Raw genomic sequence first — 13,169 nt, forward strand, 5'->3', positions numbered from 1 at the left:
GCGGCCATGTCGAATGCCGCTGTCACCGCTGCAACAAGCTCCCGAGCCACCGCAGCCGGCAAATCCGCCCTGGCCAGACTGGGAGAGGCCTTCGTTGGCCGTCTTGTCATCCTCATCCCGTATCTCTGGCTGGTCTTCTTCTTCCTCATTCCGTTCGTCATCGTCTTCAAGATCTCGCTGTCGCAGACGGCGATCGCAATACCGCCCTACACACCGGTGCTCGGCTTCGGGGATGGGCTTGCCGGTTTCTTCGCCCAGCTGAATGAGCTCAGCGTCGACAACTACACGTGGCTGACGCAGGACGCGCTCTACGTCAACGCCTATGTGACCAGCGTCATCGTCGCCGCCATCTCGACGGTGCTGACATTGCTTGTCGGCTACCCGATCGCCTACGGCATGGCCCGCGCCCCGGCGATGCTGCGCCCGACTTTGCTGATGCTGGTGATCCTGCCGTTCTGGACCTCGTTCCTGATCCGGGTCTACGCCTGGATCGGCATCCTCAAGCCTGAGGGGCTGCTCAACCAGCTGCTGCTCGCCACCGGCGTAATCAGCCAGCCGCTGATCATCCTCAACACCTATACGGCGATCTTCATCGGCATCGTCTATTCCTACCTGCCGTTCATGGTGCTGCCGCTCTATTCGTCGCTGGAAAAGATGGACTATTCGCTGATCGAGGCGGCCAAGGATCTCGGCTGCCCACCGACCAGCGCCTTCTGGAAGATCACCTTTCCATTGTCGCTGCCCGGCGTCATCGCCGGCTGCCTGCTGGTGTTCATCCCCGCGGTCGGCGAGTTCGTCATTCCCGACCTGCTCGGCGGCTCACAGACGCTGATGATCGGCAAGACTTTGTGGAACGAGTTCTTCGCCAATCGCGACTGGCCGGTGTCTTCGGCCGTCGCCGTCATCCTGCTGTTGCTGCTGATCGTGCCGATCATGCTGTTCCAGCGGGCCCAGGCCCGCGCCCAGGAACAGGATCGGTAGACCCATGAACCCGACCTGGAGCCGCTTCAACATCACTTCGATCGTGCTCGGCTTTGCCTTTCTTTACCTGCCGATCGTCCTGCTCGTCGTCTTCTCATTCAACGAATCGAAACTGGTCACCGTCTGGGGCGGCTTCTCGACCAGATGGTACGTCTCGCTGTTCCACAACCAGGGCCTCATGGACGCCACCTGGGTAACGGCCCGCGTCGCCGTCATCTCGGCCACCGTGGCGACCGTGCTCGGCACGCTGGCGGCTCTCACCTTGACGCGCTACACGCGCTTCAAGGGCCGGACGCTGTTTTCCGGCATGGTCTTTGCGCCGCTGGTCATGCCGGAAGTCATTACCGGCCTGTCGCTGCTGCTGCTCTTCGTCGCCGTCGGTCTCGACCGCGGCTTTCTCACCGTCACGCTTGCCCACATCACCCTGACCATGTGCTTCGTCGCCGTCGTCGTGCAGTCGCGCCTGATCACGTTCGACCGCTCGCTCGAAGAAGCCGCGATGGATCTTGGCGCGCCGCCGGTAAAGACCTTCTTCCAGATCACGCTGCCGGTCATCATGCCGGCGATCGTATCCGGCTGGATGCTGGCGTTCACACTGTCGCTCGACGATCTGGTCATTGCCAGCTTCACCTCAGGGCCTGGCGCCACCACGCTGCCGATGAAGATCTACAGCCAGGTTCGTCTCGGTGTGACGCCGGAGATCAACGCCGCCTGCACCATCCTGATCGCGGTTGTGGCGGTTGGCGTCATCATCGCTTCGCTCGCCAACAAGCGGCGCGAGGTCCAGCGCCAGCGCGATGAGCAGGCCGCTCAGCGGGGGTGACGAAAGGGGCGGCGCCAGCAAAGCCGGCAGGAAGCACTTCTGACGACGACCGCAGCAGCTTCGTTGCCTACTCGCCGGATACCCCGCGGCTTATCGGCGAAATGAACGGCGTGCTCCACGTTCCGCCTATGAAGAACGAAGACTGGTTGGGACCTTGGCTATTTGTCTGCGTGGCTGGCTGGTCCGCCTGAATGATGCCGCCGGACAGCGCCAGTCCGCGCCCGGCATAGGAGGCGATACCGGAAAGCCAGATCTTGTACTTCGCCGAATTCGCTTCGGCCTTGTCGATCTTCGCCACACCGTTCGAAATGCTCGCCTTGAGTTCGGCCCCGTCGATCGGCAGTGTTCCGTCGGAGACATCGTCGAGCGCGAAGAACCCGCCCTGTTCGTTGTGTTTGAGAAACGCCGGCAAATTGAACCGGCTCAACGCGCCTTGGCCGAATTTCGCCGAAACCGAGCCGTCGGCATTTTCGAAAATGGAATCCCAGGTTCTGCCCGGCCCTTTGAGGATGACCGAAACGGTTCCCGTGCCAATCGGCACCAGTCGCGTCATTCCGGCTGCCGTGCCAAAAGCGCCGCCGTCGATGTCGGAGGCGAGCAGCCTGATTTCGACCTGCGTGCCTTCCGGCTTGCGGTCAAAACGAAGGCTGCTCTGGATGTTGCCGCCAAAGGCCGATGCATCGGAAATATCGAAGACGGCAAGACCGTTCTTGACCTGGGCAGCGGCGGCGACGTCGGCAAGCTGGATGGCGCCTGCGGTGGCCTGCGCTGCCGACACTCTGAGATCGAGATCGATGCGGTCGGCGACGCTTATGTCGATTTCGCCGGGGCCAGCGCCGTTCGCGGGCGCCAAGGGCGTGAAGGCGGAGAGAAACGACCGCAGGTCGAGCGTCTCGAAGGCGAGCGTACCGGAGACCACCGGGCGCGCCTCGCCAAAGGAGAAATCCAGCGCACCCATTCCCGGATTGTCGTCCAGGGCGATCTCGGTGTTTTCGAATTTAATGCGGCCGGAGGTCGCCGTGAGCTTGCTGGAAACGGAAACCGAGCCAATTGCTGCGCCCGGCGCGATGCCGGCCCGCGACCATTCGAGCGCTCGCCTGAGCGAGGGTGCAGCAAATTTTGCCTGGCCGTCGAAATAGGCATTCTCGGACATGCTGGCCACGCCATCGAACGAAAAACTGGCAGGGGCCGCCTTGAAGGAAAGCGTCATCGGCGCCGCACCTCCGCCAAACAGCACCAGCGGGTTTGACGACGCGGCATCCACGGCGACGCTTTCGCCGCGCCAGATCCCGGTCGCCGACAGCGTCGCATTGCTGTTCATTGCGGCCCAGTTCGCCTGGCCGCTCAGGCTGCTCAGTATCTCAGCGTCCTTGCCATCGACGGAGGTCACCACGCGGCCGTTCCTGAACTCCACGGTGCCGAACGGATCAGCCGGCAGCTTGCTGAGGTCCGGCTTGGCTGGATTGGCGCTGACAACGGCGCGAGCGACGTCGATGGACCGGGTGATGCGCCCGCCTGAAGGCAGGGCGGGCAGGAAAAATCCATGTGCTGCGCGTTGAACCCTGATCGTCGGCCGGATCAGCCGCGCCGTCGAGAACACCACATTGCCACGCAACGCCGCCATGGCGGAGAGATTGACCTCGACCCGTTCAGCCTCGATCACCGGCGGCGCGTCGGTCTCTGTCCATTGCGAAAGCGTCACGTCGGCCAGGATGGCACGGAAATTCGGCCAGACCTCGATCCGTGGCGCGCCGTCGATGGTGACCCTGAAACCGCTCCACGCACTCATTTCCCAGGCGATGCGGTCGCGCACGATACGGGTCGAGGCGACGAGCGGCAGGGCGGCAACGGCCAGCGCGATGACGAGCACGGCAACGCCGATCGCCCATATTCCGCGCCGGATCAAAGGTGATGGCATGTCGCCCCGTATGCTTCCGTTCCGACAAAAAAATCGCCCGACGGGTGTAACCCACGGCTGACGCATTTCAAGTCTTTATGGCCCAGCGATGGCATTTGCGCACATCCGCGTCGCTCGGCCGAACAAAATCTTGCTCTGCTGCGCTGCGATATGCATAAGCGATGCCAATGCATGTCGCCAAAATGCGCAACGTTTTCGGATAACGACATGATAATAACAAAAGTCTAAAGCGCGTCGCGTGAATCTCTTCAAGCGTAACGTGCTTTAAGGAGGAACGATCATGGCTGGCGACGCACCGCTCTGGATACCGACCAAAGACCAGATCGACGCGGCGCCGATGACCGCCTTCATGCAGGCCGCGGCTGCCGCAACCGGCAAGGTTTTTTCCTCCTACGGCGACCTTCATCGTTGGTCGATCGACGATCGCGAGGCGTTCTGGAGCCTGGTCTGGGAGTTTTGCGGCATCGTCGGCGACAAGGGCGCCAATGGGGGCGCCGGTGGCGGGGTCAGTGGCGGCGAGCGCGTGCTTGTCGATGGCGAGACGATGCCCGGCGCCGCCTTCTTTCCGGACGCCAAGCTTAACTTCGCCGAGAACCTGTTGAAAAAAACCGGGCTCGGTGACGCCATCGTCTTTCGCGGCGAGGACAAGGTCGAGCGCCGGCTCTCCTGGAACGAGTTGCATGCGCTGACCTCGCGGCTGCAGCAGCTTTTCCTGTCGCTCGGGGTGAAAAAGGGCGACCGCATCGCTGCCATGATGCCCAACATGCCGGAGACGGTCGCGGCAATGCTGGCGACAGCCTCGATCGGCGCCGTGTGGTCGTCCTGCTCTCCCGATTTCGGCGAGCAGGGCGTTCTGGACCGGTTCGGTCAGATCGAGCCTGTTGTCTTCATCGCGCCCGACGGTTACTGGTACAATGGCAAGGCGATCGAGGTTGCCGACAAGATCGCGGCCGTTGCGGCAAAGCTCGTCACCGTCCGCAAGATCCTGATCGTCGACTATCTCGGCACATCGACCGACGTGGCGGCGACCATCGAGAAGGCGACTGCGCTGGACGAGGCGCTCTCATCCCTTGCCGCCAGGCCCGTCACCTTCGAACGGTTGCCGTTCGCGCATCCGCTCTACATCCTGTTTTCTTCCGGAACGACCGGCATTCCCAAATGCATTGTCCATTCGGCCGGCGGAACGCTGATCCAGCATGTCAAGGAAGAACGGCTCCACGCCGGCCTGCTCGACGGCGACCGCTTCTTTTATTTCACCACCTGCGGCTGGATGATGTGGAACTGGCTGGTCTCAGGCCTGGCGTCGGGCGCAACCCTTCTGCTTTATGACGGGTCGCCCTTCTACCCCGACGGCAACGTGCTGTTCGACTTCGCCGACGCCGAGAAGATGACCTATTTCGGCACCTCGGCCAAATTCATCGATTCCGTGCGCAAGGCCGGCCTCAGGCCGATCAACACGCACGATCTTTCCAGCGTGCGCACGATCTCCTCCACCGGCTCGCCACTGTCGCCGGAAGATTTCCGCTTCGTCTATGACGGCATCAAGAAAGACGTGCATCTCGCCTCCATCTCCGGCGGCACCGACATCGTCTCCTGCTTTGTGCTTGGCGTGCCGACCCAACCGGTATGGATCGGAGAGATCCAGGGACCTGGCCTCGGCCTCGCCGTCGATGTCTGGGACGACGACGGCCAGCCACTCAGGCAGGAAAAGGGTGAGCTCGTCTGTACGAGAGCGTTCCCGGCGATGCCGATCGGCTTCTGGAACGATCCCGAAGGCAAGAAATACCACGCCGCCTATTTCGAGCGCTTCGACAATGTCTGGTGCCACGGCGACTTCGCCGAATGGACCGCCCATGGCGGCCTGATCATCCAAGGCCGCTCCGACGCGACGCTCAACCCGGGCGGTGTGCGGATCGGCACGGCGGAAATCTACAATCAGGTCGAGCAGATGCCGGAAATCCTGGAAGCGCTGTGCATCGGCCAGGACTTCGACAATGATGTGCGCGTCGTGCTGTTCGTGCGGCTGGCGGCCGGCGTTGAACTCGACGCCGAGCTGGAAAAACGCATCCGCGCGAAAATCCGCAGCGGCGCGAGCCCGCGCCACGTGCCGGCTAAAATCGTCGCTGTCGCCGACATTCCACGCACCAAATCGGGCAAGATCACCGAGCTTGCGGTGCGCGACGTGGTGCATGGCCGCGCTGTCAAGAACAAGGAGGCGCTGGCCAATCCCGAAGCGCTCGAGCTGTTCCGCGACCTGCCGCAGCTGGCCGATTAGTTTCTCGAGGTCCAAGACATGCGATCCGTCACGCGTTCAAACGGAGCCGAGCATGGTTAACGAAATATCTCGCTCGAATTTACCTAGATTTCATGAGTGGTACACATTGGTAAATTTTTCGCGGTGCCGGTAAGGTTTTGTTAAGGGCCGACATCGATAGTCGTGCGTAACTTGAGGGAGAAATCCCGTTCCTCTAAATCCCCAGAGGATCTGAATTCGCTCAAGCCCCGATGTACAGCAATCGATCTTTCAAGGCGTCCTGTTGGACGCCTTTCTTTTTGGAGCATCGGACCCAAAAGTGGGCACCGGTTTTCGCAAAATCCGATGCTCAACAAAAAGACAAAGCATCGGACCCAAAAGTGGGCACCGGTTTTGGGAAAATCCCATGCTCAAACAAAGAGATAGAGCGGCGACACGGACGACTGAAGATCCGCCGCCCTAATCCGCCAGCACGCGGGTCGACGGGAAGGCGACTTCGACCAGGGTGCCCTCGCCGGGCGTCGAGTTGATGGTGAACCGGGCCCGGTTCGCCTCGACCATGGCCTTGGTCAGCGGCAGCCCGAGACCGGTGCCGTCGCCGCGCCCGCGCTTCAGCGCGTTGAGCTGCTTGAACGGCTTGAGCGCCTGCTCGATCTCGGACTGGCTCATGCCGATGCCGGTGTCGCGCACGCGCATCACGACGTCGCCGGAGTTCTCGTAGGCTGTCGATACGATCACCTGGCCGCCGGCCTGCGTGTAGCGGATGGCATTCGACAGGATGTTCAGCGCGATCTGGCGCACGCTGCGCAGATCGGCCACCACTTCCGGCAACCTCGAGGCGAAGCTGGAGCGGATGATGACACGTTCGCGGTTGGCCTGCGGTTGCATCATCGCCACCGTCTCGGCCAGCGTGTCGTTGAGCGACACTGCCTCATAGGCCATCTCCTGCTGGCCGGCCTCGATTTTCGAAATATCGAGCAGATCGTTGACCAGGTCGAGCACATGGTTGCCCGACCGGTTGATGTCGCGCAGATAGTCGCGGTAGCGGTCATTGGCGACCGGTCCGAATTTCTCGTCGACCATCAGCTCGGAGAAGCCGATGATGGCGTTGAGCGGCGTGCGGATTTCGTGGCTGATGCGGGCGAGGAAGTCGGTCTTCTGCGAGGAAGCGCGCTCGGCCACGGCGCGCGCCTGGGTCAGATCCTCTTCGGCCCGCTTCCACTGGGTAATGTCGCGCACCACCGCGCAGAAACCGCTGTCGTTGGGCAGCCTGCCGATGGTCATGAACAGCGGAATGAAGCGCCCCTGCGCCTCGCGTCCGATCACCTCGCGGCCGTCGTTGAGCACGCTCGCCACGCCGGGCTCGGACAATCCGTCGAGATAGTCTCGCGCGGCGCGCTGGCTTTCGATCGCGAACAGCGAGACGAAGGGTTTTCCGGTCACCTCGTCGCTGTCGAAACCGAACAGCGCCTCCGCCGGTCGGCTGATCGAGCGGATCGTTCCGTCTCGGCCGATCAGCACGACGCCGTCGGTCGCGGTGTCGATGATGGTGCGCATCTCGGCGATGCGCGCCTTGAGCTCGAAAGTGTCCGGCTGCGTCTGGTCGTCGGCGGCACCTGCTGCCTCGTCGTCGCCGGAACGGCGCACGACCAGCATCAGCGCCTTGCCGCCACGCCATGGCACCGAGCGCAAAATGGCCTCGATCGGGAACTCCTGACCATCACGCGTCTTCAACCGCAGCGCGTGGTCGGTTCCATCGGAGGCGCTGCCGTCGTAAGGATCGGCAAACAGCGCGTCGAGGCCACCGGCATCCTCCAGCTGGTCGAGCGTGTCATAGCCGGTCAGGCTGAGGAATTCCTCGTTCGCATAGTGAAGATCGTCGCCGGAATGGATCAGCAGCGGCACCGGCAGCTTGCCGAGGATCGAAATGTCCGGAGCCTTGTTGTCGTCCGCGGTCGAAAAAGCCGACGGCACGAACCCTTCGAGCTTGAGCGGCGGCACCGGCAGGCGCGGCCGCTCGACCGTCGCCGGCTCGACGTCGCCGGCATCGCCGATGCCATCGGTTGGCGAACCGGTTTCGCCGTCATCGGGTCGCGCCCAGTCCTCGCTGTCTTCTGCATCGCGGAAATCGGCGGCCGTCATGCTGTCGGCGTCTTCGGCGATCGATCGACTGGCGGCGTCGGTGGGCTCAGCGATCTCCTGCGCCGGTTTGTCCGGCTCGGAGACCGGCGCACCGTCGCTATCGTCGGCGACATAGTCCCGATCGGCATAGTCGAGCAGCGAGCCTGAGAGGTCGGACGCGGTTGCTTGCGGCTGCTCACCGTCGAGCCTTGCGACATCCTTCTCGTCTTCGACATCGGTTTCGGTCGGTTCCGCCGCAGCCGGCTCTGCCGCAATTGCGGCAGCGGGCTGTTCGGTCGGGGGATTGTCCTTCTTGAGCCGCTCGCCGATCTCACGGAATGCACTGCGTTCCAGCGTCGACAGGCCTTTGTCGTTGGCCGGCTGCCTGTGCTCCGCCAACCGGATCACCTTGTCGGCTAAGCGCCGCTCCGGCTTCGGCACGATGGTCAGCGCCGGCACCTCGCCCTGGAACGGGTCGGTTTCGTCAGGCGTTTTGGCGACTTCCGGCTCGACGGGAACGTCGGCATTGGCGACAAGCGCCATGCCGATCGCTTCCGGATCGACCACCGCATCGCCGGTGCGGGCAACGCCGAAACCGCGAAAGCCTTCGAAGGCACGGCTGCGGCCGTAGACGGGCAGCGCCGCCAGGTCGACGGGTATCTTGAAATCGGTGCCGGCGACCGGCCACAGCACCGAGCGGCCGGACCAGGTATCGCGTCGGTCGAGCAGGCCGGTGATCTCGCCGGTCGCATCGAGGTCGAAGGTGGCCGCGACGTCCCTGAAGCGCCGGCCGATCACATCGGCGGCAGGCTTGCCGACGAGTTCCGCGAATTCCGGCGACAGCGCACTGAACCTGCCCTCGGCGTCGGTGCGCCAGACGAAACGCAGGGGCGCCGCCGCGCGGTCGATCGAGGGGATGGCATTTTTGACCGGGGAGGCGGCCCTGACGGCATTTTGTGCGAAGCTTTCCGCCGAAGCATCCGCCTCGACAGGACCGGATGCATCCGGTCCCGGCATTTGCGCCTCGTCCTCGCTGGCGCTGAAATACCAATGGTCATGCTGTGGAGGTATTCCGCCAGCCGCTTCCGGACCCTGCTCGGTTGAATCAGGCGCAGTTGAATCAGATCCGGTCGAATCGGGCCCGGTGGAATCGGGAACATCATGCTCCGCCGACACCGAAATGTTTTCGTCGGCTGCCGCAACTGTCTGCGCTGCCGCATCCGTTTTCGCGACTGTTGCCGGCGGGTTGTCCTGTTGTGCTTTTGCCTGGACTGCGGTATCGGCCGCTGCCCCCGCGCTGGGCTCGCCAGCAGGGGCTGTTTCGGAGTCCAGCTGGTTCTCGTCGATCACCACCAGCAGGTGCCGCTCATCCGTCAGCCGGGCGAGGCCGGCCGGGTAGGAAGCGGCGCCGCCAGGAACGAGGCGTTTGACGACGCGACCGCTCTCGTTCGCAACATCGGCGACAAGCGCTGTCAGCGTTTCGGGCAGGATGCCGAGTGCCGAAAAACCATCGGAAGCGGCCTCTATGTTGCCGTTGGCGTCGACGAAGGCGATGAAATGACCGTCTTCGGTAAAGCCGCTGATGGCCCGAGCGGCAAGCTCGGCGGCGCTGCGCGAGCCGGTCTGCGTCGCCGGCACCGCCAGCATGATGGCGTTTTCGCCGTCAGGCGTTGTCACCGCGCTGGCCAGAAAGCCAACCGCGCGGCTGGTCAGCCCGGTTGCCAGCCGCACCGTGATGGCGCGGTCGCGGCCGATCTGTGGAAAACCGCTTGTCGCCATGATCTGGCGCCTGGCGATCGGCGGCAAGCCGGCCGATGCGCCGATGATCGCCTCGATGTCGGGGTGGCCGAACACCGCTGCCCCTGGTCCGTTTGCCCAGATCACCTGTTCGAGGTCTGCCGACAAAAGGGCGATCGCGTCGCCGGCGGCAAAGCGCTGGCGGACCGCGTCGAGCACGGCGACGTCGAGGAAGGAGTAGTTTTCAGACGGCATGCGCTTTGGGAACCCTTACGAAGCGGGCAGTTTGCAGTTAACGCTTTGTTAATAAAAGCCGACGGCGCGAAGGTCCACAAGCCATAGCGTGCAACCGCCGGAATCTCTGGGCGCGTGGTTAACGCTGGGAGAGAAAATTTATGGTGCGCTGCAACAAAGATATTGCAATGCACAAGATTTGCCTTTATATTGACATCATACATGAACGAGACGGCTTTCCTATCGAAGCCGCTGCCACTGCAAAGGATGGAAAATTGTCCAGGACCAAGACCGCTGATACCATCGAAAATGTTGAATTCCCGAGCTTCGACGCTTCCAAGGCCACCGACCAGATCCGCGCTTTCGCCGAAAAGGGCGTCGAGCAGTCGAAAGAGGCCTATGCCAAGCTGAAGACCGGCGCCGAAGACACCCAGAAAGCTCTTGAGTCCACCTTTGAGACCGCCAAGACCGTTTCCAACGATCTGTCGCTCAAGACCATTGCCGCTCTGCGCGCCAATACCGAAGCCGGCTTGTCGCATTTCGAAGCTCTGATCGGCGCCAAGTCGCTGTCGGAAGTCGTCGAACTGCAGACCGCATTCCTGCGCAAGCAGGTCGAGATGACTGTCGAGCAGGCAAAGGATTTCCAGACCGTCGCCTCCAAGGCGGCCGAGGACGTCTCCAAGCCGATCAAGACCGCCTTCGAGAAGGCGATGAAGGAAGTTAAGATCGCCTAATATTTGCGCATAATTCGAAGATGCAACAAAAGGTCGCATTTCTTCGAACAGGATTATGTGAGATATAGTGGTCCAAGCGAATACCCGGCGGGTGGAACCTCCTCCCTCTGCTCTCCGGGATGACCAGCCAGCACCTCCTCCCGCTGGCTCGGAACAGGAAAAGGCCGGCACCTCCTCCCGCCGGCCTTTTTCTTTGCCCGGCGAATATGATGTCGGTGCCGGAGCACCCTTTGCCTACAGCGCCGGGCGCCTTCCTGGACGCGCAAAGGGCGCTGCGGAACCCGGGATTTTGCGCATGATCCCCAGCGAAATCGATTCTGATTTTCCGGGTCATGCGCGGCCAAAAGCCTTGAATTAAACTCCGATAGCCCGTATGGACGCATCGCCGAACGACAGAGCGGGTCGCGGAGAATGAACGTTCCCATCCCGCTCAGGCGAACGTGCCGTTGTAGCTCAGATGGTTAGAGCGCCGGATTGTGGATCCGGAGGTCGCTGGTTCGATCCCAGCCAACGGTACCATTTGTGCACGGTCGCCCTCTTCGGTTTCGGCCGCTTCTCTTGGCTACAGATGTCCGTTCTTACGGAGGGACCGGTCGGTGCCCCGCTTGGTTCGGATTCCTGATGCATGTTGCGCAAAAGCATGCCCTCGGGCCTGACCCGAGGGTGCGCAGCGTAAAGCGCGTCGCATGAATTCCTTCAAACGCGACGCGCTTTAGCCTTTGTCGAGCTTCCGAGTAACGGCAATGTGATGCGAGATTTAGTTACCCACCATCTCAGGCGACACGTGCGGCGAAGATGTCCTTCTTCACCACCGCATGCACCCCCCAGTTTCCATCGACGACCTGGGTGATGCCGAAGTCTACTCCGATCGACATCAGGGAAATCGCCTCGTCCTCTGTTAGTCCTTTGGTTGTCATGAGGAAGTGGCGCATCTTCCGGAAAGCATCGCGCAGCGCTCTGTCGACAGACGACTTGGAATAAATGTCGCTCTGAGCGCTCGGTCCCAGTTCCTCAAGATAGTTGGCGTAGGAAAACCCATGCACCAGCCAGTCGGTTTGCGTCTCGAGCATGGGGTAGTTGAGCTCCTCGAGTGGCGTGCCGGCAAGGTCCGCTTTCTTGTGCAAGATGAGCTGGAACGTGCCGGTGAGCGAGCATTCGATCGCCGTGCCGCATAATTCGCTGTCGCCTTGGCTGGCATGGGGATCACCGACCGAGAGCAGCGCGCCGTCGACGGAGACCGGATAATACATCGTGGCGCCCTTGCCGATGCGCCAGTTATCGATGTTGCCGCCGGTGTAGCTGGGCGGGATGGTGTCTACGACGTCCGCTTCTTTCGGTGCCAGTCCGATCGTCCCGAAATGCGGGCGAATAGGCAGTCTCACGCCCTTCAGCACATCGTAGTTTCGTTTGGTCAGGCTATGGTCGACCGGAACCCCGGGATAGTCGATCGTGTCATGCCTGACGCCGAACGGATCGGTCTGCGGCACCCATTGGAAATTGTAGACCGCTTCGGCCCAGCTTTTGCCGCCGGCAACGTCGACCTCGTAGATGGTGACGACCTCGCGCTTAGTGCCGCCAAGCAGGTCATTGTAGTGGAAGCCCCAATTGGCCGCCGCGTTGGAGCCATATGATTTGCCGCTGAACTTGGGATTGCCAGAGGGACGCGGCCCGCAATCGAGAATCCGCACCTCTAATATGTCGCCCGGTTCCGCGTCGCGGACATAGACCGGGCCGGTCATGATGTGCACGCCCTGCCCCTCACCAGAGCCTTTCTTGTACTTGGCCGGGTCGGTAGGGCCGGCACCGCGGCGATCGACGCCCTTCTTCTCTTTCGTCCAGAGATAGACGCTCTCTGCACCCTCGTCGCCGTCGACCATGCGCTCCAGGTCATCGCCCGCATGGTGGGTGAGCGACTCGATCGTGACCATGTCGCCGGAATTGACCTCGATGCGCGGCTTCAGCGATTTGCTGAAGTAGCCCCAATGCACGGTCTCGGCGTTGGCCGGCAAATAATGATAGGCGCGTTGTGCAGGCAGCTTCGATGACGTGGCCTGCGCCAGTGCGGGTGTGACCAGCGAGATGCCACCGGCGCCCAGCGTGGCCAGACCGCTGGCTGCGAACAGGCCCCCCTTCAGAAAGCCGCGTCGCTCGGCATTTAGATCTTGCTTCAACTTGTTGTAGTGAAGCTCGAAATGCGGACAGCTGATATCATCGCCTTTGCACATGAACAGTCCCCTTGTTTTTGTTGGAAGGAATGTGCGCGATTTTATGCATCACGCGCGCCATCGGCAATCCAGCCAGCCGGCCGCGAAATCAATGCATCGCGCTGTTGCCTAAATAAATACGGGTCAATTCAATGGCTTACGC

At 62.1% G+C, this 13,169-nt stretch carries 7 protein-coding genes and 1 tRNA gene; 5 read left to right on the forward strand and 3 right to left on the reverse strand.

Translation table 11 applies throughout. From position 1 onward, the window contains the following. The first annotated feature begins 6 nt into the window (after positions 1-6). Complete coding sequence (locus tag M727_RS0134560) at positions 7-981, forward strand: ABC transporter permease subunit (protein WP_027156316.1); 975 nt, start codon at positions 7-9, stop codon at positions 979-981. Positions 982-985: 4 nt separating this feature from the next. Next, positions 986-1,804 carry an ABC transporter permease subunit gene (locus M727_RS0134565; RefSeq protein ID WP_027156317.1) on the forward strand — a complete coding sequence of 273 codons (819 nt, stop codon included), beginning with the start codon at positions 986-988 and terminating at the stop codon, positions 1,802-1,804. Between the two features lie 67 nt (positions 1,805-1,871). Here M727_RS0134565 and M727_RS0134570 read toward each other — a convergent pair whose 3' ends face one another. Then, a complete protein-coding gene (locus M727_RS0134570) occupies positions 1,872-3,722 on the reverse strand; it encodes an AsmA family protein (protein WP_027156318.1) in 1,851 nt (616 codons plus the stop codon). Positions 3,723-4,002: 280 nt separating this feature from the next. Here M727_RS0134570 and M727_RS0134575 point away from each other — a divergent pair, with 280 nt between their 5' ends. Further along, the gene (locus M727_RS0134575; RefSeq protein ID WP_027156319.1) at positions 4,003-5,997 is read left to right on the forward strand and encodes an acetoacetate--CoA ligase; all 1,995 of its coding nucleotides are present in this window, start codon (positions 4,003-4,005) and stop codon (positions 5,995-5,997) included. 438 nt (positions 5,998-6,435) lie between these two features. Here the strand turns inward: M727_RS0134575 and M727_RS0134580 are convergent, their stop codons facing one another. Further along, positions 6,436-10,089: a PAS domain S-box protein gene (locus tag M727_RS0134580; RefSeq protein ID WP_027156320.1), complete on the reverse strand. Its 3,654-nt coding sequence runs from the start codon at positions 10,087-10,089 to the stop codon at positions 6,436-6,438. A 254-nt stretch (positions 10,090-10,343) separates the two neighbouring features. On the opposite strand from M727_RS0134580, the gene M727_RS0134585 reads away from it, so the two are divergent. Together M727_RS0134585 and M727_RS0134590 are read left to right on the forward strand one after the other, a co-directional pair. Next, positions 10,344-10,802: a phasin gene (locus M727_RS0134585; RefSeq protein WP_027156321.1), complete on the forward strand. Its 459-nt coding sequence runs from the start codon at positions 10,344-10,346 to the stop codon at positions 10,800-10,802. A 442-nt stretch (positions 10,803-11,244) separates the two neighbouring features. Next, positions 11,245-11,321, forward strand: a tRNA-His gene (locus M727_RS0134590). 254 nt (positions 11,322-11,575) lie between these two features. Here the strand turns inward: M727_RS0134590 and M727_RS0134595 are convergent. Beyond that, positions 11,576-13,027, reverse strand: coding sequence for an acetamidase/formamidase family protein (locus M727_RS0134595; RefSeq protein WP_027156322.1), 1,452 nt, complete (start codon positions 13,025-13,027; stop codon positions 11,576-11,578). Positions 13,028-13,169 lie beyond the last annotated feature (142 nt).

Origin of the sequence: Mesorhizobium sp. WSM2561 (genome assembly GCF_000513915.1) — a bacterium.
Classification (GTDB): domain Bacteria; phylum Pseudomonadota; class Alphaproteobacteria; order Rhizobiales; family Rhizobiaceae; genus Mesorhizobium; species Mesorhizobium muleiense.